The organism is Streptomyces sp. NPDC045967 (assembly GCF_056430495.1).
This window is the reverse complement of record NZ_JBWKLE010000002.1, coordinates 564,293-586,600: the sequence shown is the minus strand read 5'-3', so window position 1 is coordinate 586,600 and position 22,308 is coordinate 564,293. Positions and strand designations below refer to the sequence as shown.

General features: G+C 74.5%; 25 protein-coding genes. 10 read left to right on the top strand and 15 right to left on the bottom strand.

The annotated features are described in order from the left end of the window. Positions 1–181 precede the first annotated feature (181 nt). Positions 182–997: an endonuclease I family protein gene (locus AC07FY_RS06180; RefSeq protein WP_479001126.1), complete on the top strand. Its 816-nt coding sequence runs from the start codon at positions 182–184 to the stop codon at positions 995–997. A gap of 81 nt (positions 998–1,078) precedes the next feature. On the opposite strand, the gene AC07FY_RS06175 is transcribed toward AC07FY_RS06180, so the two are convergent. Then, entirely contained in the window at positions 1,079–2,143 is a 1,065-nt protein-coding gene (locus tag AC07FY_RS06175) for an alkene reductase (protein WP_479001123.1), read from the bottom strand. Between the two features lie 136 nt (positions 2,144–2,279). Here AC07FY_RS06175 and AC07FY_RS06170 point away from each other — a divergent pair, with 136 nt between their 5' ends. Further along, on the top strand, positions 2,280–2,801 hold the full coding sequence (locus AC07FY_RS06170; RefSeq protein ID WP_479001120.1) for a MarR family winged helix-turn-helix transcriptional regulator: 522 nt from the start codon (positions 2,280–2,282) through the stop codon (positions 2,799–2,801). A gap of 49 nt (positions 2,802–2,850) precedes the next feature. On the opposite strand, the gene AC07FY_RS06165 is transcribed toward AC07FY_RS06170, so the two are convergent. From AC07FY_RS06165 to AC07FY_RS06155, 3 genes are all read right to left on the bottom strand, one after another. Then, a complete protein-coding gene (locus AC07FY_RS06165; protein ID WP_479001117.1) occupies positions 2,851–4,449 on the bottom strand; it encodes a beta-N-acetylhexosaminidase in 1,599 nt (532 codons plus the stop codon). 120 nt (positions 4,450–4,569) lie between these two features. Continuing rightward, complete coding sequence (locus AC07FY_RS06160; RefSeq protein ID WP_479001114.1) at positions 4,570–5,007, bottom strand: GlcG/HbpS family heme-binding protein; 438 nt, start codon at positions 5,005–5,007, stop codon at positions 4,570–4,572. Positions 5,008–5,051: 44 nt separating this feature from the next. Beyond that, the gene (locus AC07FY_RS06155; RefSeq protein WP_479001111.1) at positions 5,052–6,284 is read right to left on the bottom strand and encodes an MFS transporter; all 1,233 of its coding nucleotides are present in this window, start codon (positions 6,282–6,284) and stop codon (positions 5,052–5,054) included. Positions 6,285–6,475: 191 nt separating this feature from the next. Here AC07FY_RS06155 and AC07FY_RS06150 point away from each other — a divergent pair, with 191 nt between their 5' ends. Next, positions 6,476–6,928, top strand: coding sequence for a MarR family winged helix-turn-helix transcriptional regulator (locus AC07FY_RS06150; RefSeq protein ID WP_479001108.1), 453 nt, complete (start codon positions 6,476–6,478; stop codon positions 6,926–6,928). A 251-nt stretch (positions 6,929–7,179) separates the two neighbouring features. On the opposite strand, the gene AC07FY_RS06145 is transcribed toward AC07FY_RS06150, so the two are convergent. Genes AC07FY_RS06145 through pdxR form a run of 4 tightly spaced genes read right to left on the bottom strand, consistent with a single transcriptional unit; the run spans position 7,180 to position 10,491 of the window. Then, entirely contained in the window at positions 7,180–7,719 is a 540-nt protein-coding gene (locus AC07FY_RS06145; RefSeq protein WP_479001105.1) for a hypothetical protein, read from the bottom strand. Beyond that, a complete protein-coding gene (locus tag AC07FY_RS06140; protein WP_479001103.1) occupies positions 7,716–8,408 on the bottom strand; it encodes an RNA polymerase sigma factor in 693 nt (230 codons plus the stop codon). The genes AC07FY_RS06145 and AC07FY_RS06140 overlap by 4 nt, the downstream gene beginning before the upstream one ends. A gap of 8 nt (positions 8,409–8,416) precedes the next feature. Then, a complete protein-coding gene (locus AC07FY_RS06135; protein WP_479001100.1) occupies positions 8,417–8,881 on the bottom strand; it encodes an LAETG motif-containing sortase-dependent surface protein in 465 nt (154 codons plus the stop codon). A 53-nt stretch (positions 8,882–8,934) separates the two neighbouring features. Then, a complete protein-coding gene (gene pdxR, locus AC07FY_RS06130) occupies positions 8,935–10,491 on the bottom strand; it encodes a MocR-like pyridoxine biosynthesis transcription factor PdxR (RefSeq protein ID WP_479001098.1) in 1,557 nt (518 codons plus the stop codon). Between pdxR and AC07FY_RS06125 the strand changes: the two genes are divergently transcribed. Next, positions 10,490–11,461, top strand: coding sequence for an EamA family transporter (locus AC07FY_RS06125; protein ID WP_479001095.1), 972 nt, complete (start codon positions 10,490–10,492; stop codon positions 11,459–11,461). The two genes, pdxR and AC07FY_RS06125, sit on opposite strands and share 2 nt — an antisense overlap. Here AC07FY_RS06125 and AC07FY_RS06120 read toward each other — a convergent pair. Continuing rightward, positions 11,458–11,832: a YbjQ family protein gene (locus tag AC07FY_RS06120; RefSeq protein ID WP_479001093.1), complete on the bottom strand. Its 375-nt coding sequence runs from the start codon at positions 11,830–11,832 to the stop codon at positions 11,458–11,460. The genes AC07FY_RS06125 and AC07FY_RS06120 overlap by 4 nt on opposite strands. Before the next feature lie 212 nt (positions 11,833–12,044). Between AC07FY_RS06120 and AC07FY_RS06115 the strand changes: the two genes are divergently transcribed. After that, positions 12,045–12,539 carry an SH3 domain-containing protein gene (locus tag AC07FY_RS06115; RefSeq protein ID WP_479001091.1) on the top strand — a complete coding sequence of 165 codons (495 nt, stop codon included), beginning with the start codon at positions 12,045–12,047 and terminating at the stop codon, positions 12,537–12,539. 15 nt (positions 12,540–12,554) lie between these two features. On the opposite strand, the gene AC07FY_RS06110 is transcribed toward AC07FY_RS06115, so the two are convergent. From AC07FY_RS06110 to AC07FY_RS06095, 4 genes are all read right to left on the bottom strand, one after another. Continuing rightward, entirely contained in the window at positions 12,555–12,911 is a 357-nt protein-coding gene (locus tag AC07FY_RS06110) for an NTP pyrophosphohydrolase (protein WP_479001088.1), read from the bottom strand. A 9-nt stretch (positions 12,912–12,920) separates the two neighbouring features. Continuing rightward, the gene (locus tag AC07FY_RS06105) at positions 12,921–15,203 is read right to left on the bottom strand and encodes a phosphatase domain-containing protein (RefSeq protein ID WP_479001086.1); all 2,283 of its coding nucleotides are present in this window, start codon (positions 15,201–15,203) and stop codon (positions 12,921–12,923) included. Positions 15,204–15,316: 113 nt separating this feature from the next. Further along, on the bottom strand, positions 15,317–15,751 hold the full coding sequence (locus AC07FY_RS06100) for a VOC family protein (protein ID WP_479001084.1): 435 nt from the start codon (positions 15,749–15,751) through the stop codon (positions 15,317–15,319). Between the two features lie 49 nt (positions 15,752–15,800). Further along, positions 15,801–16,751, bottom strand: a complete 951-nt coding sequence (locus AC07FY_RS06095; protein ID WP_479001082.1) for an SLAC1 family transporter — start codon at positions 16,749–16,751, stop codon at positions 15,801–15,803. 243 nt (positions 16,752–16,994) lie between these two features. Between AC07FY_RS06095 and AC07FY_RS06090 the strand changes: the two genes are divergently transcribed. Both AC07FY_RS06090 and AC07FY_RS06085 read left to right on the top strand, forming a co-directional pair. Beyond that, positions 16,995–17,447: a DoxX family protein gene (locus tag AC07FY_RS06090; protein ID WP_479001080.1), complete on the top strand. Its 453-nt coding sequence runs from the start codon at positions 16,995–16,997 to the stop codon at positions 17,445–17,447. A gap of 21 nt (positions 17,448–17,468) precedes the next feature. Then, positions 17,469–18,065, top strand: a complete 597-nt coding sequence (locus AC07FY_RS06085) for a YdeI/OmpD-associated family protein (protein WP_479001077.1) — start codon at positions 17,469–17,471, stop codon at positions 18,063–18,065. A 69-nt stretch (positions 18,066–18,134) separates the two neighbouring features. Here AC07FY_RS06085 and AC07FY_RS06080 read toward each other — a convergent pair whose 3' ends face one another. Beyond that, positions 18,135–18,533, bottom strand: coding sequence for a DUF5997 family protein (locus AC07FY_RS06080; RefSeq protein WP_479001074.1), 399 nt, complete (start codon positions 18,531–18,533; stop codon positions 18,135–18,137). Positions 18,534–18,590: 57 nt separating this feature from the next. Between AC07FY_RS06080 and AC07FY_RS06075 the strand changes: the two genes are divergently transcribed. From AC07FY_RS06075 to AC07FY_RS06065, 3 genes are all read left to right on the top strand, one after another. Beyond that, positions 18,591–19,397 (top strand): LysR substrate-binding domain-containing protein, encoded by an 807-nt coding sequence (locus AC07FY_RS06075; RefSeq protein WP_479001071.1) that lies wholly within the window; start codon positions 18,591–18,593, stop codon positions 19,395–19,397. A gap of 117 nt (positions 19,398–19,514) precedes the next feature. Continuing rightward, entirely contained in the window at positions 19,515–19,886 is a 372-nt protein-coding gene (locus tag AC07FY_RS06070) for a VOC family protein (RefSeq protein WP_479001068.1), read from the top strand. Between the two features lie 138 nt (positions 19,887–20,024). Then, positions 20,025–21,518, top strand: coding sequence for a cellulose binding domain-containing protein (locus AC07FY_RS06065; RefSeq protein ID WP_479001065.1), 1,494 nt, complete (start codon positions 20,025–20,027; stop codon positions 21,516–21,518). Positions 21,519–21,528: 10 nt separating this feature from the next. Here AC07FY_RS06065 and AC07FY_RS06060 read toward each other — a convergent pair whose 3' ends face one another. After that, on the bottom strand, positions 21,529–22,176 hold the full coding sequence (locus tag AC07FY_RS06060) for a hypothetical protein (protein ID WP_479001062.1): 648 nt from the start codon (positions 22,174–22,176) through the stop codon (positions 21,529–21,531). Positions 22,177–22,308: the final 132 nt, after the last annotated feature.

Genomic DNA, 22,308 nt, shown 5'->3' with positions numbered 1-22,308 from the left:
CTGGGTGGGGCCAGGGCTACCCTGCCCGCCGCGCGCGAACGGCACACCCGCCGAGGTCCTCCCTTCCGACACGTGGTTTTTACCTGTAGGGCACATGACAATGTGAGCCTCGCACTGCCACCCGATGCCCCGCCCATTCCCCAGGCGGGGACGGTGCTTGTGGAGAGGTGTCCCCCACGTCATGAAGATCTCTCGCCTGACCCCCTGGGCCGCCGGCCTCGCGGCGGCCGCCCTGTTCGCCGTGCCGGCCGCCGCCTCAGCCGGTCAGCAGCGGACGGCGGACGCGCGGCCCGCGGCAGCCGCCGGCCAGGACTACGCCGACTACTACGCCGCCGCCCAGGGCAAGACCGGCGCGGCCCTGAAGACCGCCCTGCACGACATCGTCAAGAACCAGTCCACCGTGTCCTATGACGGCGTGTGGAACGCCCTGAAGGCCACCGACCAGGATCCGGCGAACCCGAACAACGTCATCCTCGTCTACTCGGGGCGCTCGCAGTCGAAGTCCACCAACGGCGGTGGGGCGAACGACTGGAACCGCGAGCACGTCTGGGCCAAGAGCCACGGCGACTTCGGCACCGCGACCGGCCCCGGCACCGACCTGCACCACCTGCGCCCCGAGGACGTCACCGTCAACAGCACCCGGGGCAACAAGGACTTCGACCGGGGCGGCAGCCCCGTCGGCGAGGCCCCCGGCAGCCTCACCGACGCCGACTCCTTCGAGCCGCGCGACGCGGTCAAGGGCGACGTGGCGCGGATGCTGCTCTACATGGCCGTCCGCTACGACGGCGGCGACGGTTTCGCCGATCTGGAACTGAACGACCGGGTGGGCAACGGCTCCGCCCCCGCCCACGGCCGGATCAGCGTGCTCAAGCAGTGGCACCAGATGGACCCGCCGGACGCCTTCGAACAGCGCCGCAACCAGGTCATATTCGAGGTCTACCAGCACAACCGGAACCCGTTCATCGACCACCCGGAGTGGGTCGCCGCCATCTGGTGACCGCGCCGCCGCGCGCCCGCGGCCCACGGCGGCGGGCCCGGGGCGGCGGGCCCGGGGCGGCGGGCCCGGGGCGGCGGGCCCTCACAGGGCCGGGTAGTCCGTGTACCCGCGGGCGTCGCCACCGAAGAAGGTTGCGGGGTCGGGGGTGTTGTAGGGGCCCTCGGTACGCAGCCGCGCCGGCAGGTCGGGGTTGGCCAGGAAGAGGGCGCCGAAGGCGAGCAGGTCGGCGGTGCCGTCCTCGACGAGCGCGAGCGCCCGGTGGTCGGTGGGGCCCTCCGTCGCGGGGTTCAGCACGAGCGGGCCGGAGAACTGCTTGCGCAGCGCCAGCGTGGTCTCCCGGGCCTCCGGACCGTGCTCGAGGACGTGCAGGTAGGCCAGCCCGAGGCCGTCGATCTCCTTGACCAGGGCCTCGTAGGCGGGCTGCGGGTCGGGCTCGGAGATGCCGTTGTACGGGTTCCCGGGCGAGATGCGCAGCGCGGTGCGGTCGGCGCCGATCGCGGCGGCGACCGCCTTGACCGCCTCCACGGCGAAGCGGATGCGGTTCTCGGTGCTGCCGCCCCACTCGTCGGTGCGCAGGTTCGAGCCGGGGGCCAGGAACTGATGGATGAGGTAGCCGTTGGCGCCGTGGAGCTCGACACCGTCGAAACCGGCCTCCACGGCGCCCCGCGCGGCCTCGGCGAAGTCGGCGAGGGTCGCGCGCACCTCGGCGCCGGTCAGCTCGTGCGGGGTCACGAAGTCCTTGAGGCCCTCCGCGGTGAAGACCTGGCCCTCGGCCGCCACGGCGGAGGGTGCGACGGGCACCAGCCCGTCGGGCAGCAGGCTCGGGTGGCCGATGCGGCCGGAGTGCATGAGCTGGGCGAAGATCCGCCCGCCCGCGGCGTGTACCGCGTCGGTGACGCCGCGCCAGGCCGCGACCTGCTCGGCGGTGTGCAGGCCGGGGGTGAAGGGGTAGCCCTGCCCGACGGCGGAGGGCTGGATCCCCTCGCTGATGATCAGCCCGGCGGAGGCGCGCTGGGCGTAGTACTCGGCGACCAGACCGGTCGCGATCCCGCCCTCGGCCGCGCGGCTGCGGGTCATGGGCGCCAGGGCGATGCGGTTGGGGAGGAGTCCGCCGCCGATGGTCACGGGGTCGAATGCGCTGGTCATGGCTGCCTCGCAGGATATTGATTGGTCGGCCAATTAATGGCCCGTGGAGGCAGCGTACCGCATTACTTGGCCGACCAAGGTAAAATCGGCGGGGCGGGTAGGATCTCCTGTCCGACACGAGAAGAGGACCGCCGCCATGACCGCGCACACAGCCGGGGAACCACGCACCGCACCCGTCTGCCCGGTGCCCGGGGCCGTCCTGGACGGCCCGGTCAGCCACGCCATCAGCCGCGTTGCCCGCCTCCACCGGATCGCCGCGGGCCGCGCACTACGGGACCTGGGGCTGCACCCCGGTCAGGAGTTCCTGATGATGCACCTGTGGGACAGCGGGGCCGTGCGCCAGTCCGAGCTGATCAAGGCGGTGGGTCTCGACCCGTCGACCGTGACCAAGATGCTCCAGCGCCTCGAGCAGGCCGGACACGTGCGGCGGCGGCCCGATCCGGCCGACCGCCGCGCCTCCCTGGTGGAGGCCACGGAGACCAGTTGCGGGCTGCTCGCCCGGGTGCGCAGGGCCTGGGGCGAACTGGAACGCCAGACGCTGGCCGGCCTGGACGCGTCCGAGAGCGCGGAGCTGACCCGGCTCCTGGGCAAGGTCGAGAGCACGCTCTGCGCGGAACTCGCCGGAAGCGGCGAAGAAGCCTGCGACTCCGGCTGCTGAGCGGGGCGGATCCGCCGGGCCGGCGTACCGCCGCGACACGGGCCCCGGGTCAGGGCGCGTCCAGGCGGTCGGCCAGGCTCTTGAAACCGGTCCACGGCAGGGTGGGCGTGCGGGCGTCCCACACCTTCTGGGAGAGCGCGGCCAGCGGCAGCCGTATGCCGGCCGCCACCTGGTCCTGGGTCTGGGCTTTCGACAGGTCGGCCCAGACGGCGAGCCGCCCGCCGAGGATCTGGTCCCCGTACCGCGCCGGGACGGGGGTGCTCCCGCGCAGGACCAGCGGGGTCCACTGCTCGTATATGCGCTGGCCGGTGGGATAGGTGAACTGGTTCGGCTCCCCCAGCACGTAGTAGAGGTACTCGTCGTTGAGGTTCACGACCTTGCGTCCCTCGCGGAGGTACTCCAGCGGCGGGCGGGCGCCGATCTCCTTGCCGGTCCAGTACTCGACCTGGATGTCGTCGGCCGCCTTCGCCGTCCCGCCCGCGAAGAAGCCGTCGTTCCACGCTTTGAGCGCCTTGCCCGACGGACGCACCGTCTGCGCCCGGTCGTTGAGCCAGCCCGTGGCCAGGTCCTGCACCCGGGCCGTCGGCCCGTACCGCTCCCGCGCCGCCGCGGCGAGCCGGGGGAAGGACGCCTCCGGGTCGCGCACCACCAGCGCCTGGTACTCGTCGGCGCCCAGGTGCCAGGCCCCGCCGGGGAACAGCGGCCGGTACTCGCGCAGCAGGTCGTCGACGAGCTTCGCGGACGCGGGGTTCGCTATGTCCACCGCCCCCTTGACCGCCCTGCCGCGTACGTCGCGCAGCTGGAGTTCGGGGTGCGCGCGCAGCACGGCACCGAGGTGTCCGGGCGAGTCGATCTCCGGGACGACCGTGATGTGCAGGCGGGCGGCGAGCTCGGTGAGGGAGCGCACCTGGGCCTTGGTGAGGTGCGGGGTGGAGACGATCTCGGGATGGCTGTCGGACTCGATGCGGAAGGCCTGGTCGTCGGAGAGGTGCAGGCCGAGCTGGTTGAGCTTCATGTCGGCCATCTCGCGCAGCCGGTCCTCGATCCAGTCGGGCGTGAAGTGCTTGCGCGCGATGTCGAGGTTGAGGCCGCGCTGCGGCTCGGCAGGGCCGTCGCGCACGGTGCCCTCGGGAGCGGAACCGGCGCCGCGCACGGCCTGCTTGAGGGTGCGGGTGCCGTAGAAGACACCTGCCTGGTCGGGGCCGGTGATGCGCACCCGGCCGTCCTTGACGTCCATGGTGTACGACTCGGCCGGGCCGGAACCCCCTGCTCCCAGGGACAGGTGCACGTCGCCCGGGCCCGGCTCCGGGGATTCGGCGTACCCCAGGCCCAGTTCACCGGCGAGCAGCCTGCCCTCGTCGGCCAGCGCGGCCTTGTCCTGCGGTGCGACGACCACCTGCGCCCGGGGGTCGGGTTTCCATCCGGGCCCCCTGGCCGGCACGTGCTCGCGTACGGCGGGGATGGTGCGCGGGGCGGTGGACAGGGCGTAGGAGGGTGACGGGGCGGCCGCGCTCGGCTCCGGAGAGGGGGCCGAGGAGCCGGGGGTGCTCGGGGCGGCCGAGGGCGCCGAACCGCGGGTCCCGTCGGACGCGGCCGTGCAGCCCGGGACGGACAGCACGACCAGTGCGGCGACCGTGGCCGTCGCCATGCCGTGGCCTTTCACATCGAACCTCGGATTCCGGATCGCCTGCGCCGCGCACCGGGTCGCGCGGCCCGTGTCCCCCGTACCAACCTGGCACGGGGGACACGGGGGCGCGACCCGGCGGTCTCAGACCAGGGCGTCGAGGGCGGCGGCGGCGAAGCCGTGGTCCTGCTCGGGCGCACCGCCGCCGACGCCGATGGCGCCGATGAGGCGGCCGTCGCGGTGGACGGGCAGCCCGCCCGCGATGAACAGCAGCGGCCGGTCGAGGGCGGTGGGCAGGGTGTGGAAGGGGGCCCCGGGCTGTACTGCCGCGACCAGGTCGGCGGTGGGCGCGTCGAGCTGGAGCGCCGTGAAGGCCTTGCGGGTGCTGGTCTCACCGGAGATCAGCACGGCGCGGTCGTCACGGCGGAAGGCGAGCAGGTGGCCGCCGGCGTCGAGGACGGTGACGCTGACCGCGGCCCCCGCCGCTTCGGCGGCGGCCGTGGCGGCCGCGACGAGCAGCTCGGCGTCCTGGGTGGTCAGCGGGGCGACGGCGGCGCGGGGGGCGGTGGTGGCGCTGGACATGGGGGACTCTCCTGCGGGGTGCGGGATACGGGAACGGGGGTCGATCAGCGGTGGGCGGGGACGGCGGCGGGTGCGTCGGGGGCCGCGGTAGCGGCCGCGACCAGTCGGCCGCCGGAGGTCGCGCCGCCCGCGGTGCGGCGCTCCAGGGCGCCGGAGACCAGGGCGAGCACCAGGGCGGAGGCGGCGAGGGCCGCGCCGACCCAGTTCGGGGCGGTCCAGCCGAGACCGGCTGCGATCACCAGGCCGCCGAGCCAGGCGGCCAGGGCGTTGCCCAGGTTGAAGGCGCCGATGTTGACGGCGGACGCCAGGGTCGGTGCGCCCGCGGCCTGGTCGAGGACCCGCTTCTGCAGCGGGGGCACGGTCGCGAAGCCGAGGGCGCCGATCAGCACGACGGTGACGGCGGCGCCCGCCTTGCTGTGGGCGGTGAGCGTGAAGAGGGCCAGGGTGACGGCGAGCGCTCCCAGGGAGACGTACAGCATCGGCATCAGCGCACGGTCCGCGTACCGGCCGCCGATGAGGTTGCCCGCGACCATGCCGAGGCCGAAGAGGACGAGGAGCCAGGTCACCGAGGAGTCGGCGAAGCCCGCCACGTCGGTCATCATCGGGGTGATGTAGGTGATCGCCGCGAACACGCCGCCGAAGCCGAGCACGGTCATCGCCATCGCGAGCAGCACCTGTACGTTGCGGAAGGCGGCCAGCTCGCCGCGGATCCGTACGCCGCCTTCGGGGCGGGGCAGTTCGGGGACCAGGCGGGCGATGCCGAGCAGGCCGAGGACGCCGAGCCCCGCGACGATCAGGAAGGTGACGCGCCAGCCGAGGGTCTGGCCGACGAGGGTGCCGAGCGGGACGCCCACCACGTTGGCCACGGTCAGGCCGGTGAACATCATGGCGATCGCTCCGGCCTTCTTCTCCGGGGCGACGAGTTCGGCCGCGACGACCGCGCCGATGCCGAAGAAGGCTCCGTGGGCGAGCGAGGCGACGACGCGGCCGGTGAGCATGATCCCGAAGGCGGGGGCGAGCGCGGAGAGCACGTTGCCCGCGATGAACAGGCCCATGAGCAGCATCAGCATCCGCTTGCGGGGGATCCGGGTGCCGAGCACGGTCATCAGCGGTGCGCCGAGGACCACGCCGAGGGCGTAGCCGGTGACCAGGAAGCCCGCGGTGGGGATCGATACGCCGTAGTCGGTGGCGACCTCGGGCAGCAGACCCATGATCACGAACTCGGTGGTGCCGATCCCGAAGGCCCCGATGGCGAGTGCGAGGAGGGCGAGAGGCATGAGGGAGGTGTCCTTCAGCGGGGAGGTTGTGGTGCGGAGGCGGCGGGGGCGGCCCGCCCGGGGCGACACGTTGCTGTCGCCGCTTACGTGCGTCCACATTAATTGCAGACGCGGGATAATTGCAAGCGCGGGCTATTGCGCCGGTGTCCTATCCTGGGATCACCCGCGGTACCGCTTCGAAGGAGGAGCCCATGACGGCCACGGACAGCGCGCTCACCGCCCTCTCGCAGGGCTGGTGCGCCCTCTCCCTCCTGCACGGGCGGATCGAGTCGCACATCGAGCGCGCCCTGCAGGCGGGGCACGGCCTGAGCGTGCGGGAGTTCTCGCTGCTCGACGTCCTGAGCCGGCAGCACGACGGCCCCGGCGGCCACCTGCGCATGCACCAGGTCGCCGACTCGGTACTGCTCAGCCAGAGTGCGACGACCCGCCTGGTCAGCCGGCTGGAGGACCGCGGTCTGCTCAGCCGCTACCTCTGCGACACCGACCGGCGGGGCATCTACACCGATGTGAGCGAGGCGGGCCTGGCCCTGCTGGCCGCCGCCCGGCCGACGAACGACACCGCCCTGCGCGAGGCGCTGGACGAGGCCGCCCGTAACCCGCAACTGGCCCCGCTGGTCGCGGTGGTGGAGAACACCGGCCCCTAGGTCCTGTCGCCGAAGCGGCGCCGGTCAGGCCCGCGGCGTCCGGTGCCGTGCATCGCACGGCGGAGGGGCGCCCGTTCACTGGACGCACTCGGGCGCCCCGACCACGCGGCGAGGTGCGGTGCCGGGCGTCGCGGGCCGGGCGCGACTTCGACGACAGGACCTGGGTGCGTCTCGTGGATCGGGCCGGGTCGGCGACCCGGCATGATCCGGCAGGCACGGCCCAGGGCCCGGCTTGATCCGAAGGACACGCCCTAAGGCCGGGACGCGCTCGCCGAGGGGGAGGTGGGGACCGAGGGGGAGCTCGTGGGCCGGGCCGCCGAGGGGGCCGGGGACTGCGAGGGCGGAGTGGGGCTGCCCGTCGGCTCCGCCGCTGCCGAAGAGCGCGGGGCCCCCGGGCTCGGGCTCGGCGCGGAGCTCGGCCACAGGCCCGGGGGCGGACTCACGGAAGGGCTCATGGACGGGGTCGGCGCCAGCGTGGGCGTCGGTGTCGGCGTCGGTGTGCGGGGCCCGATCTCGGGCGGGGCCGCGGGTGGAACCGGCCGGACCGGGGCGGGGTCGGGAGCGAGCACGAGGTAGCCCGCCACGGCCGCCACCGCGGCGGCCAGCCCCGCCAGCCCGGCCAGGGGCGGCCGCAGCCCGCGCAGCCGCAGCACCGGAAGGCGACGCGCCCGCGGCCCCGGCGGGTCGGCCGGGCGCAGCGCGCGGACCGTGACCCCGGCCGCCCGGGCGTCCAGGGCTTCCCGCAGTCTGCGCTCGACGGGGCGTTCGCCCGGGGGTTCGCCGTACGTCATACCCGTCCCTCCAGGATCCGTTCCAGGGCGTCCAGGGCCCGGCTCGCGTTCGACTTCACCGCTCCCCGGCTGATCCCGAGGGTGCTCGCGATCTCCGCCTCGCTGAGGTCCGCCCAGTACCGCAGCACCAGCACTTGGCGCCGGCGCGGGGTCAACCGGCCGAGGGCGGCGAGGACCTCGCGGTGCGCCTCGTCCAGGACCACATGTGCCTCAGCGGACGGTACGTCGGGCGGGGCGGGCGGTGTCCAGGCCCGGACGGTCCGCCGCCGGCGCAGGACCGAGCGCGAGGTGTTGACCACGGCGGTGCGCAGGTAGCCGAGTGCGTTGTCCACCTCGGTCACCTCCTCGCCGTGGCGGCGGTACAGGGCCGTGAAGGCGTCCTGGACCACGTCCTCCGCGGTGGCCAGGTCGTCGACGAGGAGCACCGCGAGCCGGACCATCCGCAGCCGGTGCGCGTGGTAGAGCGCCGTGACGGTGGGCGGCGGGTCCTCCGGGCCGGCGGCGGCCTCCTCGCGGTACGGCGTGGCGTACGGCACGCCGCCGTACGGCCTGCCGCCGGAGGGGAGGCGGTACGCGGAAGGCTCCGCCGCCGGGGCGGCGCGGTCGCGGCGCAGGAACGACCACGGGCCCCGCCACGCCCGGCTGGAACCGGGCGTGAGGGGGCCGACGGATGGTGCGAGGTGGAGCACGGGGATCCTCAGCAGTTGGCGCGGCGCCGCACGGCGTACAGGGTCCCGGCGCCGGCGGCGATCAGGACGGCGGCTCCGGCCCCCAGTGCGGTGGTGGTCGCGGAGGAGCCGGTTTGGGCCAGCTCGGAGCCGGCAGGCGAGACCACGGGACGCGGGGCGTCGCTCGCGGCGTCCGGGGCCGAACCGCCGGCGCCCGCGGGGGCGGCGCTCGGCGACGCGCTCGGCTGGTCGCCACCCGGCTCGCTGACCGACGGACGCGGCGGCACCCCGGTGGCGGCCGCCTTCGGCGCGGCGCTCGGCGCGGTGCTCGACGCAGCACTCGGCGAGGCGCTCGAAGCGGCGGCGGGCGCCGGCGCGGACGAGGCGGAGCCCCCCGCTGCCGCCGCCGGACCGGCGAGGGCGACGACCGCCCCCGCCGCCGCCGCGGTGGCGGCTGCCCGGCGCAGGATACGGGGGACACGCTTCAGGTTCATCACGGTGGTTCTCCACGGTCGGGTCGAGGGGCAGGGCGCGGTTTCCGCACCCTTCACCCCCGCACGACGCGCGACCTCCCGGGAGGTTGCCGCCGCTCGCCGGAAATTTTCCGCAGGGCCCTGCCGAGCACCGCGACCCCCTCCTCGATCTCGCCCGCCGACCCGGCCGCGTAGCCCAGGACCAGGCCCGGCGGTCCCTGGCCGACGCGGTGCCACGACAGCGGGTGGGCCTTGACCCCGAGGTCCAGGGCCGCCGCGGCCAGGTCGGTGTCCGCGAACGCGGCGCCGTCGAAGGTGACCATCAGGTGCAGCCCCGCTGCCGCGCCGTGCACCCGAGCCCCCGGCAGCCGCCCCGCGACGGCCCGGAGCATGGCGTCACGGCGGCGCCGGTGGCGGCGCCGGACGAAGCGCAGGTGCCGCTCCAGCTCACCGGAGTCCATCAGCCGGGCGAGGACCAGCTGGGCGAGGACCGGGTTGCCGAGGTCGGCGTACCGCTTGGCGGTGGTCACCGCCCCGGCCAGGCGCCGCGGGACCAGGAGCCAGCCGAGGCGCAGCGCCGGCGCGAGGAGTTTGGACACGCTCCCGGCATAGCAGACGCCCTCCGGCAGGAGTGCGCGCAGGGCGGGGACGGGGGCCCGGTCGTAGCGGTGCTCGGCGTCGTAGTCGTCCTCGATCACCAGTCCCCCGTCGGCCGCCCAGCGGAGCAGGTCCCGGCGCCGCTCGCCGTCCAGTACGACCCCGGTCGGGAACTGGTGGGCGGGGGTGAGCAGGACCGCCCCGGCTCCGCTCGCCCGTAGTGCGGCCACGTCGAGCCCGAGCTCGTCCACCGGTACCGGAACGGGCTCCAGCCGCCCGTACTCCAGTTGCCGGCGGGCGCCGAGGGAGCCGGGGTCCTCCACCGCGATGCGGCGCGTGCCGGTCTCGTGCAGGACCCGCGCCAGCAGTCCGAGGGCCTGGGCGACCCCCGCGACGACCACCACCTCCTCCGGGTCGGCACGGATCCCCCGGTTGCGGGCGAGCCAGCCGGCGACCGCCGTGCGCAGCGCGGGGGCGCCCCGCGCGTCGCCGTATCCGAAGTCCGCCGGGGTCAGGCCGGCGAGCACCCGGCGCTCGGCCTGGAGCCAGGCGGTACGGGGGAAGGCGGTCAGGTCGGGGACGCCGGGCGAGAGGTCGATCCGGCAGGGCACGGCCCGCAGGGCGTCGACCGGCTCGTCGCGTACGGGAGGTGCGGCGGGCGCGGGCGTGGAGGCGGCGGGCGCGGGCGGGAGGGCGGGCGCGGGAGGCGGCGGGGCGGCGACGACCACCGTGCCGCCCCGACCGCGGCCGGAGACCTGCCCGGTCTCCGCGAGCCGCTGGTACGCCTCGGTGACCAGTCCCCGGGAGACGCGGAGCTCGGCGGCCAGCACCCGGCTCGCCGGGAGCCTGCTGCCCACCGGCAGGGTGCCGTCGGCGATGGCAGCGCGCAGCCGGCCCACCAGCCAGTCGGTGCGGCCGCCCGGCGGAGCCTCGCCGACATCGAGCTGGAGGAAGTCCGATCCGCTTGTGGACCCCTGGTTCGCGCCTTCTATGGACCTGCTCACCGGACCATTGTGGCGCGAGGCTGAGGGCATGAAGAACATGAGAGCCACCCGGCCGTCCAGGACCCTGCGCCAGCTGGCACCCGGCATCGCCGGGATGGCGCTGGTGGGGAGCAGCGTCACCGTGTCCCGCACCCTCGTCGACGCCCCGCTGTTCACCGTCCAGGCCGTCCGGTACGCGGCCGCCGCCCTGCTGCTGTTCGCCTTGGCCCGCGCCGCCCGCGTGCCGCTGCCGCGGCCGCGCGGCCGGGAGTGGCTGTGGCTGGCCGGGGTCGCGTCGAGCGGGCTGGTGCTGTTCAACGTGGCCGTCGTCCGCGGGGTCGCCCATGCCGAGCCGGCCGTCATCGCCGTCGCGGTGGCCTCCGTACCGATCCTGCTGGCGCTGCTGGGCCCGCTCCTGGAGGGCGGGCGGCCCAGTCGCCATGTGCTGCTGGCGGCGCCGGTGGTGGTGGCCGGGGCGGTGCTGGTGGAGGGGACGGGCCGGACGGACGCCGCCGGGATCGCCTGGGCGGCCCTCGCGCTGGCCTGCGAGGCCGGCTTCACGCTGCTCGCCGTGCCGGTGCTGCGCAGGCACGGCCCGTGGGGGGTGTCCGTGCACGCGGTGTGGATGGGCGCGGTGATGCTGGCGGTCCTCGCGGTGTGCTTCGAGCGGCCCGCCGAGCTGCGGACGCTGGGCGCGGCCCAGTGGGCGGCCGCCGCCTACCTCGCGGTCCTGGTGACGGCGGTGGCGTTCCTGCTCTGGTACCGCACGGTGGCCGCCGTGGGATCCGGCCGCGCCGGGCTGCTGACGGGCGTCGCGCCGCTCGCCGCGGCGGGCACCGGGATCCTCACGGGCGGCGGGGCGCCGCAGGCGGCGGTGTGGCTGGGGCTGGCGGTGGTCGTCGCCGGGCTGGCGGCGGGCCTTCGACCGCCGGCCCGGCGCCCGGCCGCGCCCCGGCCCGGCCCGGCGGTGGGTCGGCGGCCGGAACTCCCGGCGCGGGCCCACTCGACCGGCACGCCCTAAGCGGAGGCGGGGACCAGGACGACGGCGGTGCCGTACGCGCATACCTCGGTGCCGACGTCGGCGGCTTCGGAGACGTCGAAGCGCATCATCAGGACGGCGTTCGCACCGCGTGCCTTCGCCTGGTCGATGAGCCGTTGCATGGCCTGGTTGCGGGTCTCCACCAGGGTCTTGGTCAGCCCCTTCAGCTCTCCGCCGATCATCGACTTCAGGCCCGCGCCGATCTGGCTGCCCAGGTGCCGGGAGCGCACGGTGAGCCCGAAGACCTCCCCGATGACCTTCTCGACCCGGTAGCCCGGGACATCGTTGGTGGTCACGACGAGCACACCGGTCTGCTCGGCGCCGGGCCCGCCGCCGTAGTCTTCGATACCCATGGCCCCCACTCTCGCCGGGCCCGCCACCGCCCGCATCCGGAGCACGTCATGTCCGCACGAGAGGGGAGCACATTGGGCATTTCGGGCTAAAGCGCGGTGAGCCAACGCCAGGAACCGCGCCGCCGTCGCCATAGTCGTCCCTGGCAACCGCCCGGTTGCCGCCCCGCGCCGCTGCCGCGGCCGGGCGGATGACTTCGTAGAGGAGCCGGCTCATGCTGAAGCCCACCAGGACCATCCTCGCTCTGGCCGCCGGAAGCCTGGTGCTCGGCCTGGTCGGGGCCGGGACCTCCGTCGCGGACGGGCAACCGGTGAACGAGACCGCGTCGCAGCAGACCGCGGCCGCGGGCATGCGGCACACGATCGGCAGGGTGGTCTCCCGGGGCCCGCTGAAGGTCCGCAGCCAGCCCAGCACCCGCGCCCGGATCGTCGGCCAGGTCTACCCCGACCGCACGGTCGAGATCCGGTGCAAGAAGTACGGCGAGTCGGTCGACGGCAACCGCGTCTGGTACCGCCTGTACAGCCAGAACGGCAACAACCAGAACGGCAATGGCAACAACGGGAACAACGGCGACAACGGGAACGTCACCTGGCCCACGGGCCCGAACGCGAGCGGCAGCGGTGTGAGCGAAAACAAGGCCGCCAGCACCCAGCGCTGGGTCGCGGCCCGCTACGTCCAGAACCTCGGCACGGTGCGCTTCTGCCGCTGATCCCGCGGGGGCGGGTCAGCGGTCCGGGCGTACGGCGCGCGGCCCCACGCAGCGCGCCCCGTACGCCCGGACCCGCTCGCGCAGCGCCCGGTCGGCCGTGACCACCACGCAGCCGCGGTCCGCATGGGCCGCGGCCAGCTGCACGATGCGGTCGTCACCGCTCCCGGGCGCCGGGTCCACCCGTACGCCGGGAACGGACGCGACGCCCCGGGCGGCCCCTTCGACGACGAGGATGACCTCCTCCTCGTCCTCCTCCTCCCGTGCGGCCAGCAGGTCGCGCAGCCGTTCGGCCGCGGCGCGCCGGTCCCGCCACCAGCCGTCCGGTACGGAGCCGACGACGTTCGCGCCGTCCACGATCAGCACGTGCCCCATCGGACCGCCCTAGAAGTCGCCGTAGTTGACCTGCCAGGTGGGCAGGCCCATCCGGCGCCAGACCGCGACCACCCGGTCGCGGTCGTCGAGCGAGACGCGGACCGCGTACCGGTCGCGCACGTGCGCGTCGAAGAGTTCCGCCTTCACCACGTCGTCGCGGCGCGTGTCCCCAGCCGCACGCATCCACAGCTCGTCGTAGGGGACCCGGTGCCGCCGCAGCCAGGACTCGGTCTGCGGGCGGTGTTCCTCGCTCCGCCCCGACAGCAGCACGATCACGTCGCCGTCGGCCCGCCGGAAGGCGTCCAGGGCGCGCCGGACCGGCTCGTTGAGCAGGTCGAGCTCGCAGCGCGAGAAGTCGTACGGGCCGCGGTCTCCGGTCAGCGCGAGCGTCCCGTCGATGTCGCACATCACCGCGGCGGGCAGGGCCGGGTCGGCCACGTACTCGCGCACCGGCGGTACGGCCACCTCGCCCGACGTGCCGTTCAGCCACTGCGCCGTGAGCCGCCAGCCGCCCTTGCGGGCCTGGCGGTGCTTGTCGGCGAGGATCCGGATGATCTCCTCGCCGACCTGCTTCTCCCGCGCGGCGTCCCGGCGCAGGCACTCCTCCAGGGGCACGTCGGTGAAATCGTGCACGACGAAGGTGGCCAGGCCGCCGACCGCCGCCTTGAGCCGCTTCGGGATGTGCTTGGTGAGGTGGGTGTTGTCGACGACCACGTCGAATCCGCCGTCGACGGCCGCACGTACCGCCGCGTCCTGGACGGCCAGCACGGTCTGCTCGTGGCTGTGCGAGCGGCCCCGCCCGGGGTCCGGCAGGTCGAGCATGCTCCGCAGGTCGTCCAGGTTGACGCGGCGCATCCGGCCGTCGGACTGCGCCTGGAGGGCGCGGGCGGCGGTGGTCTTGCCGGAGGCGGGCAGCCCCGTCATGACGTGGACGACGGGCAGCCGGGGCTCCGGCGCGGCGGGGTCCGCCGGACGGGCCGGGGCCGTGGCCCGGGCCGGGGCGGGCGCCGTGGCCCGGGCCGGGGCGGGAACGCGCGGCGGCGCGGCGGCCCGCGTCCCCTCGGGCGGGGCTTCGGACACCGTCTGGTCCTCCTCGTCGGTGGCGTAGGGGTCGCCGGCCTCCGGCCGCACGTGACGCCACGTGGTGAGCTCGGTCGGGCGGCCGTCGAGCCGCAGGAACATCGCGGCGCGCAGCCCCCGGTCGCCGAGCTCGCGGACGGCGCGCGCGAAGGCGCCCCGGTCCGCGCCCAGGTGGGCGAGTCCGGCGTAGGCCTCGTCGATGGCCCGCTCGTGGCGCGCGGCCTCGCCCTCGAGGCGTTCGATCACCTCGCGGACCCAGGCGTCGAACTCGTCGGGCACCTGCTCCAGCAGGGCGTCGAGCGGCTTGCCGCCCGCGGCCGCGATCTCGGCCGGCGAGCAGTTGAGGCCCTGGGCGAGCTGCCGGGCGGGCAGGGCGGAGAACCGCTGGATGCCGTGGCCGCGCCAGATGTCCCGCTCCGTGACGCCGGTGAGCACCTTGTGGAGCCGTACGTACTCGGACAGCTTGGCCTTGGCGCGGACGCCCGAGGCGAAGCGCAGCACGAAGCCCTCCGCGTCGGTACCGGTGACGGGCGCCCCGTCGGGCAGCGTTCCGGACCGGGTCAGCGCGATCAGCTCGTCCAGGGGCATCGCGGGCCACACGGTGACGACGGAGCCGATGCCCTCCCAGTGGGTGGCGGCTTCGGCCAGCGGGACCTCGGTGCCGACCGCGTCGAACGCGGCGAGCAGGACCAGGTCGCGGCGGCCCCGGTAGTCGACGACGATGCGGTTCTGCGGGTACAGGATCTCGGCGAGGTAGGTGGTACCGGGACGCAGACCCGCGGTGTTCCTGCCGTCGAGGAGGCGCTGGGCCCAGGTGGACTGGGCGCTGGCGAACGAGCCCTTGGAGGCGACCCGCCAGCGGCCCGCGTAGTGGAAGACCACGGCGAGGCTGCCGTCGACCTTCTCGTACACCTCGAACGGCTCGTCCGGCAGGGCGGGCGCGTAGGGCCGGCCCGCCTCGTGCTCGCCGACGTTGTAGAACTTCGGCAGCGGCAGGGCGACGACGGCGCCGGTGGTGTCCTCGACGACGAGTCCGCGGCAGCGCGTGGTGACCTGGTTCCACACCTGCTCGTACTGGGCCGTCCGGGTGTAGGTGTAGAGGGACAGCGGCAGTTCGGGGTGCGTCTTGCGGGTCACGTACCCGGCGTCGATCGCGTCCGCCAGCGCCTGGGCGGGCATCAGGTCGTGCAGAGTCAGGCGGTCCTGGCTCATGGGTTCCTCCCGGTTCGAGATGGTCGATTCTCGCGTGCGGGAGGGTCGGACCGGTAGTGATTATGCCTGGTCGCGGCGGTGGTGGGGAGCGCGTTCAGCGGCGCCCCGCCACATCAGTGGCTGATGCACAGCTCGTTGCCCTGGGGGTCGGTGAGGGTGGTCCACACCGAGGGCCCCTGCCGGCCGTCGTGGAGGAAGGTCGCCCCTTTGGCGAGCAGCCGGTCGACCACGCCCTTCGGGTCGTCGGATCCGGTGCGGACGTCGAGGTGGACGCGGTTCTTGACGGTCTTGGGCTCGGGGACGAGCTGGAAGAGGATCCGCGGGGCGCCCTCGAGACCGTCGGGGTGGCGGATCGCGGCGCCCGTCTTCCATACGAGGGTGCCGCGGTGGGTGGTGGTGTCGTCCTCGCTCGCGTGGCCCGCGGCGATCAGGCCGCGGATGAAGTCCTCGTCGCTCGGCTCCACTTCCCAGCCGAGGGCGTCGGCCCACCAGTCCGCGAGCGGGTGCGGGTCGTGGGAGTCGATGGTCAGCTGGAAGGTGTAGGCCATGCCCGGACCTTACTGAGCCCGGCCCGGAACCGCCACGGACGGCCGCGGCTCAACCGGGGCGGCCGGCGGGCCGGCGGGCGGTGAGGAACGCCGCGGCGCAGGTCAGCAGGCAGGCGCCGACCGCGATCCAGAGCAGGGCCTCGCCCAGCGGGCGCAGCCACGGCAGTCCGGCCGGTTCCGCCGCGGAGAGGCAGGCGGTGGCCGTCATGCCGAGGGGGAAGACGGTGGCCCAGCGCCGGATGTCGTACTGGTGGCGGGGGTGGCGCAGTTCTGCGCCGAGGAGGACGGCGTACCAGAGGAGGGAGACGGTCAGCGCCGTCAGGGCGACGGTGAGCAGGGCCGTGTGCGCCGCCCCCGTCCACAGGGGCGAGGCCGCCAGCTTGCAGCCAGCCAGCGCGCAGATGGACAGCGCGCCGCCCGCCACCCAGTGGTCGCCGGCGCCGCCGGTGACCTCGTGGAGGTCGAAGCGGACCAAGGCCGCGCCGTAGAGGAGCAACCCGAGGCAGAAGGCGGCGAGCGCCGCCCCGGCCAGCCAGTCGTGGTGGCCGGTGGCGGCCAGGGTGGCCGCGAGCACGGCGAGCCCCTCGGTGGCGACGCAGACGAGGAAGGCAACCCCGCCCATGCGGCGGCGCCAGTGCAGGACGACGGCCGCCAGCAGTCCGGGCCACAGGACCGCCGCCAGTGCGAGCAGCGCGGCGGCCGTGCGCTGCCATCCGAGGGTCGACAGCCGGGTGCCGAGCACGGTGGTGGCGGCGACCGCGGTGAGCGCGGCGGGGGTGTCGGCCTCGGCCCGGAACCGGCCGCGGTCGGTGAGCAGGCGGCCAGCGAAGTCGGCGGCGAGAATCAGCCACAGGGCCGCGGACAGGGCCAGCGCCACCAGCGAGAGCGTCTCGTGCCCGGTCAGGTGCAGTGCGACGGAGAGGATGCCGACGGCCATGACGGCGGCTCCCGCCGCCGGCGGAAGACCGGTCCACCAGCCGCGATCGGGCAGAGGGCTCATCCCTCCAGCGGACCCCACCGTCGGGCGGGCCGCCAGTGGACGCCGCTGCGGGCCCCGCTGCGCGCCGCCGCCGTGCTCACGCGCCCGCGGGGTAGCGTCGCACCCGCTCGACCGGTGGCCGGAACTCGATCTTGTCAGCGCAGTTAGGCATACCTAACCTGTGCCACACCCGCGTGGGCGGTTCCGCTACCCCGCTCACGGCCTCCCGCTTCGGAACCGTCCCCGCCGAAGGAGCCCCCCCGCATGACCCCCCTTCTCGACAGGAACCAGCCGTACGCCCTCGCCCTGTTCCGCGTCGTCACGGGACTGCTGTTCGCCTCGCACGGCGCCGCCTCCCTGTTCGGCGTCCTCGGCGGCGCACACGGCGGCGGCACGGTCCCGGTCGGCTCCTGGCCGGGCTGGTACGCCGCGGTCATCCAACTGGCCGGCGGAGTCCTGGTCCTGGTGGGCCTCGGCACCCGCGGCGCGGCCTTCGTCGCCTCCGGCTCGATGGCGTACGCCTACTTCACCGCCCACCAGCCCGAGGCCCTGTGGCCGCTGCAGAACGGCGGCGAGCTCTCGGCCCTGTTCTGCTGGGCCTTCCTGCTGCTGGTGTTCACCGGCCCGGGCGCCCTCGCCCTGGACGGCCTGCTCGCCTCCCGGCCCCCGGCCGGCCGGAACCGGGACGAACGCAGCCCGGAGGCCGTGGCCGCCTGAGGCACGGACTAGCGTGGACCCATGGACGAGCTCGACGGCGTGGAGATCATCGCCTTCCCGGACGCGGATGCGTTCGAAGGCTGGCTGGCCGCCCACCACACGCGGCACGAGGGCGTGTGGGTCAAGGTGGCGAAGAAGAAGTCGGGCATCGCGTCGGTGACCGACGACGAGCTCGTCGACACCGGTCTGTGCTACGGCTGGATCTCCGGGCAGCGCCGGGCCCTCGACGCGACCCACTACCTGCAGAAGTACGTGCCGCGCCGGCCGCGGAGCCTGTGGTCGCAGGTGAACGTGGACAAGGTCGCGGTGCTGACCGCCACCGGGCGGATGCGCGAGCCGGGGTTGGCCGAGGTGCGCAGGGCCCAGGCCGACGGACGGTGGGCCGGTGCCTACGCGTCGCAGAAGACGGCGGAGGTACCGGCCGAACTGACGGCCGCGCTCGACGCGGACCCCGCGGCCCGCGAGGCGTTCGAGGCCCTCGACCGGACCGGCCGCTACCTGGTGGCGCTGCCCCTGCTCCAGGCGCTGACCCCGCAGAGCCGGCAGGCCCGCCTGGAGCGGGCCGTGCGCATGCTGGCGACCGGCGAGGACCCGGGACCGGAAGAGCGGCGGGACTGACCACGGTGGGCAGGCCGCGGGCCCGGCGTTCCCGAGGGGGCCGGGCCCTGCGACCTGGGGCGTGCGCGGTCAGGAACCGGCGTTCTTCGCCGCCTGCTCGGCCTGCTTCTCCTTGATCCGGACCGCCTCCTTGCGGACCTCCGCCTGGGTGGCGCGCTCGCGCTGGAGCCACTCGGGGGATTCCTGCTTCAGGGCTTCGATCTGCTCGGTGGTGAGCGGCTCGGTGACCCCACCGCGGGCGAGACCGGCGATGGAGACGCCCAGCTTCGCCGCGACCACGGGACGGGGGTGCGGGCCGTTGCGCCGCAGCTCCACCAGCCACGCGGGCGGGTCGGTCTGGAGGGCGTTCAGTTCGGCGCGCGAGACGACACCCTCCTGGAACTCTGCGGGGGTGGCCTCGAGGTACACACCCAGCTTCTTCGCCGCGGTCGCGGGCTTCATCGTCTGGGTGCTCTGGTGGGACGTCATGTGCCAAGGGTATCGAGCATGTGCGCTACCTCCGACCACGACCGGTAACCTGGCGGGGTGACAGGCTCGGAAGTACCCCATGCGTTCCGGCTCGCCTACGTCCCCGGGGTGACGCCCACCAAGTGGATCCGGATCTGGAACGAGCGACTGCCCGACGTCCCCCTGACCCTCGTCCCGGTGTCCCCGGCGGAGGCGTTCGGCGTGCTGCGCGACCGTGCCGCCGACGCCGGCTTCGTGCGGCTCCCGGTGGACCGGGACGACCTCAGCGCGATCCCCCTCTACACGGAGACCACGGTCGTCGTGATCCCCAAGGATCACCTGGTGGCGGCGGTCGAGGAGGTCTCCACGGCGGATCTGGCCGAGGAGATCGTGCTGCACCCGCTCGACGACACCCTCGCCTGGGAGCGGCTGCCCGGGCAGCCCGCGATCGAGCGGCCCGAGACGACCGGGGACGCGATCGAGCTGGTGGCGGCCGGAGTGGGCGTGCTCGTCGTCCCCCAGTCGCTGGCGCGCCTGCACCACCGCAAGGACCTCACCTACCGGCCGGTCACCGACGCCCCGGAATCGCGCGTGGCGCTGTCGTGGCCGCAGGAGGAGACCACCGATCTGGTGGAGCAGTTCATCGGCATCGTCCGCGGGCGGACCGTGAACAGCACCCGGGGCCGCCCGGCGGACGCCGCGCAACCGAAGGCCACCGCGAAGGCGAAGGCCAAGGCGAAGGCGAAGCGTCCGGAGGCGGGCGGCGGCGGCTCGCCCCGCAAGACCGCGACGGGCAAGTCGGCCGGCCGCAGCCCGAAGGGCGGCAAGGGCGGCCAAGGGAGCGGCAGGAGCGGCCAGGGCGGCAAGCCGCGCCGCCGCTCGTAGGCCGGCTCCCGCGGCTCACGGGCCGGTCCGAGCGTCGCCGCCACGGCGCGGACGCGGTTCCCCGGCGGCGGCGGTCGAGCGGTTTCCGCGCCGGGGCGCGTTTGCGAGAATCCGATCATGCTGAGCATCGGAACGATCGTGATGGGCGCCGCGGACGTACGCAGGGCGGCGGAGTTCTGGGCCCGGGCGCTCGGGTACGTCCCGCGCGACGGTGAGGTGTCGGACGACTGGACCGTCCTGGTCCCGGCCGACGGCGCCGGGCCGGGCCTGGCTCTCGGTCGCAGCGTCTCCCCCGTCCAGGAGCGGCCCCGGGTGCACCTGGACCTGTACGCGGCGGACGCGGCGGAGCAGGAGGCGGAGGCGGCACGCCTGGTGTCCCTCGGGGCCCGGCGCGTCGACTGGGACTCCTACCCCGAGGATCCCGACTTCGTCGTCCTGGCCGATCCGGAGGGCAACCGGTTCTGCGTCATCGACACCAGCCACGGCTGAGGCTTAACACCTGCCGATCGCTCCCTTAAGCGGAACCTAAGACTCTCCCCCGCCGCCCCGGAACGAACGAATGTCCGTTTCGGGGCGGCTAGCGTGCTGCCGCACCCAACTCCCCGGTAACACAGAGGCAGGCACGCGATGAGCAGGACAGTCGGACACCGCCGCAGGACGAGCCGTACGGCCAGGATCACGGGAGCGGTCGTGGCGGCCGCGGTGATCGGCGGCGCGGCCTTCGCGTTCACCGGAACCGCCCAGGCCGGCTCCGTCGGGGCCGTGTACACCAAGTCCAGTTCCTGGACGGGCGGTTACACGGGCCAGTACGTCATCACGAACGATTCCGGGCAGCCGCGGTCGGACTGGACGCTCCAGTTCGACCTGCCGGCGGGCGTGCGGATCGACTCGCTCTGGAACGGCTCCCACACGGTCGACGGGCAGCGCGTCACGGTCAAGCCGGCCGACTGGAACCGGCAGTTGGCGGCCGGGGCCTCCGTCACCGTCGGCTTCGTGACGAGTGGGCCGGGCACCCCGGGCGACCCGACCGGCTGCCGCATCGACGGGCTCAAGTGCTCGGTGGACCAGGGCGCGACGACCGGCCCGGACGGACGCCCCACCGCCCGTCCCAGCTCCGCCCCGACGGCCGCACCCACCGCCACGGCGGCCCCCACCACGGTCCCGACCGCGACCGCCCAGCCGACCCGGCCCGTGCCGCCGGCCCCCACCGCGACCGGCCCGGCCACCGCCGGCGCCCGGTTCGCGCCATACGTCGACACCTCCCTCCACCCCGCCTACGACCTGCTGGACACCGCCGCCAGGACGGGGGTGAAGGAGTTCCACCTGGCCTTCATCACCTCCGGCGGCGGCTGCGCACCGCTGTGGGGTGGCGTCACGGACCTCGCCAGCGACAAGGTCGCCGCGCAGATAGGCGCCCTGCGGGCCGGGGGCGGGGACGTCCGGGTGTCGTTCGGCGGGGCCGCCGGGCACGAGTTGGCCCTGAACTGCGCCACGGTGGACGATCTCGCCGCCGCCTACGGGAAGGTCGTCGACCACTACCGGCTCACCAAGGTCGACTTCGACATCGAGGGCGCGGCCCTGCCGGACACCGCGGCCAACGCCCGCCGCGCCCAGGCCATCGCCCGGCTGCAGAAGTCCCACCCCGGCCTGGACGTCGCGTTCACCCTGCCCGTGATGCCCGAGGGGCTGACCCAGCCGGGCGTGGCGCTGCTGGCCGACGCGAAGAAGAACGGCGTGCGGATCGACGCCGTCAACATCATGGCGATGGACTACGGGCCCGCCTACAGCGGCGACATGGGGGGCTATGCCATCCAGGCCGCCACGGCCACGCAGGCGCAGATCAAGGGTGTGCTCGGGCTGTCCGACGCGGCCGCCTGGAAGGCGGTCGCCGTCACACCCATGATCGGCGTCAACGACGTGGCGAGCGAGGTCTTCACCGTCGCCGACGCCTCCCAGCTGGTGGAGTTCGCGGCGTCGAAGGGGATCGGCCGGCTCGCGATGTGGTCCTCGACGCGCGACCGGCAGTGCCCGGCCGGCGCCGTCGGCCATGCGGAGCCCACGTGCAGTTCGGTCCTGCAGGAGCCGCTCGCCTTCACCAAGGCGTTCGCGGCGTTCCGATAACCGGCCGGCCCTACACCAGGATGCCCGCGCGCGCGGCCAGGGCGAGTGCCACCTCGGGCCGCGGCGCGGGCCCCCGCACAGCGCGGGCCGGTGCCAGCAGCGCGGTGACGGCGGCCTCGTCGGCCTTGCCGTCCCGCGCCGTCCGTGCGAACCGCTCGACGGCCTCGGTCAGGCTCTCCCGCCGCTCGTACGGAACGTCGCGCTCGTCCACGGCCAGTCGGACGAACTCCTCGTGCGAGCCGGCCCAGGGTGCGGCGCCGTCCAGCCCGTCCTCGGGCAGTTCCTCCGGGTAGGGGATGCGGTGCCACGCGTCGTCCTGCCACCAGTAGACGAATCCGAGGAGATTGCCCTCGGCGTCCTCGCGCAGGAGGTCCCACGGCAGCCAGTCGGGGCCGCCCTCGAGGAAGTCGACCTGCCGGCCGCCGACATGAGTGTGGCTGCCGTCCGGGTCCTGACCGCAGAGGACCGCGTGCTCCGCGTCGAGCACGGTCAGCCGCCACCAGCCGCCGGCCCCCGTCGTGTGGCACCACACGCCGTCGCCGTCGACGGCGTACTCGGTCCTGTCGGAGCAGGCGGCGTCGAGCAGGGCCAGCGTCACCGCCCTGGCGAGGAGCAGTTCGGGGCGGTCCAGGTCCTCGGGCCGGCTGGGCTGGTGCATGGCGTGGGTTCCCTCCCCTGTACGGCCGGCGCTGCGCCGGTCCTGCGTGCGGACCAGCCTCGCACAGGCCGATTCGGCCGAATTGCCGATGTCCTGCAGACGCCGAAGCGGGAGCCTGAGACGTGGCAATTC

What these genes read in the sequence shown, in the direction of transcription:
- AC07FY_RS06090 (WP_479001080.1), top strand. Translation starts at nt 16,995, where the DNA reads ATGACCCCCCTTCTCGACAGGAACCAGCCGTACGCCCTCGCCCTGTTC.
- AC07FY_RS06145 (WP_479001105.1), bottom strand. Translation starts at nt 7,719, where the DNA reads ATGACGTACGGCGAACCCCCGGGCGAACGCCCCGTCGAGCGCAGACTG.
- AC07FY_RS06065 (WP_479001065.1), top strand. Translation starts at nt 20,025, where the DNA reads ATGAGCAGGACAGTCGGACACCGCCGCAGGACGAGCCGTACGGCCAGG.
- AC07FY_RS06085 (WP_479001077.1), top strand. Translation starts at nt 17,469, where the DNA reads ATGGACGAGCTCGACGGCGTGGAGATCATCGCCTTCCCGGACGCGGAT.
- pdxR (WP_479001098.1), bottom strand. Translation starts at nt 10,491, where the DNA reads ATGCCCTCAGCCTCGCGCCACAATGGTCCGGTGAGCAGGTCCATAGAA.
- AC07FY_RS06165 (WP_479001117.1), bottom strand. Translation starts at nt 4,449, where the DNA reads ATGGCGACGGCCACGGTCGCCGCACTGGTCGTGCTGTCCGTCCCGGGC.
- AC07FY_RS06175 (WP_479001123.1), bottom strand. Translation starts at nt 2,143, where the DNA reads ATGACCAGCGCATTCGACCCCGTGACCATCGGCGGCGGACTCCTCCCC.
- AC07FY_RS06060 (WP_479001062.1), bottom strand. Translation starts at nt 22,176, where the DNA reads ATGCACCAGCCCAGCCGGCCCGAGGACCTGGACCGCCCCGAACTGCTC.
- AC07FY_RS06135 (WP_479001100.1), bottom strand. Translation starts at nt 8,881, where the DNA reads ATGAACCTGAAGCGTGTCCCCCGTATCCTGCGCCGGGCAGCCGCCACC.
- AC07FY_RS06070 (WP_479001068.1), top strand. Translation starts at nt 19,515, where the DNA reads ATGCTGAGCATCGGAACGATCGTGATGGGCGCCGCGGACGTACGCAGG.
- AC07FY_RS06150 (WP_479001108.1), top strand. Translation starts at nt 6,476, where the DNA reads ATGACGGCCACGGACAGCGCGCTCACCGCCCTCTCGCAGGGCTGGTGC.
- AC07FY_RS06100 (WP_479001084.1), bottom strand. Translation starts at nt 15,751, where the DNA reads ATGGCCTACACCTTCCAGCTGACCATCGACTCCCACGACCCGCACCCG.
- AC07FY_RS06115 (WP_479001091.1), top strand. Translation starts at nt 12,045, where the DNA reads ATGCTGAAGCCCACCAGGACCATCCTCGCTCTGGCCGCCGGAAGCCTG.
- AC07FY_RS06160 (WP_479001114.1), bottom strand. Translation starts at nt 5,007, where the DNA reads ATGTCCAGCGCCACCACCGCCCCCCGCGCCGCCGTCGCCCCGCTGACC.
- AC07FY_RS06095 (WP_479001082.1), bottom strand. Translation starts at nt 16,751, where the DNA reads ATGAGCCCTCTGCCCGATCGCGGCTGGTGGACCGGTCTTCCGCCGGCG.
- AC07FY_RS06080 (WP_479001074.1), bottom strand. Translation starts at nt 18,533, where the DNA reads ATGACGTCCCACCAGAGCACCCAGACGATGAAGCCCGCGACCGCGGCG.
- AC07FY_RS06155 (WP_479001111.1), bottom strand. Translation starts at nt 6,284, where the DNA reads ATGCCTCTCGCCCTCCTCGCACTCGCCATCGGGGCCTTCGGGATCGGC.
- AC07FY_RS06110 (WP_479001088.1), bottom strand. Translation starts at nt 12,911, where the DNA reads ATGGGGCACGTGCTGATCGTGGACGGCGCGAACGTCGTCGGCTCCGTA.
- AC07FY_RS06120 (WP_479001093.1), bottom strand. Translation starts at nt 11,832, where the DNA reads ATGGGTATCGAAGACTACGGCGGCGGGCCCGGCGCCGAGCAGACCGGT.
- AC07FY_RS06125 (WP_479001095.1), top strand. Translation starts at nt 10,490, where the DNA reads ATGAAGAACATGAGAGCCACCCGGCCGTCCAGGACCCTGCGCCAGCTG.
- AC07FY_RS06170 (WP_479001120.1), top strand. Translation starts at nt 2,280, where the DNA reads ATGACCGCGCACACAGCCGGGGAACCACGCACCGCACCCGTCTGCCCG.
- AC07FY_RS06180 (WP_479001126.1), top strand. Translation starts at nt 182, where the DNA reads ATGAAGATCTCTCGCCTGACCCCCTGGGCCGCCGGCCTCGCGGCGGCC.
- AC07FY_RS06105 (WP_479001086.1), bottom strand. Translation starts at nt 15,203, where the DNA reads ATGAGCCAGGACCGCCTGACTCTGCACGACCTGATGCCCGCCCAGGCG.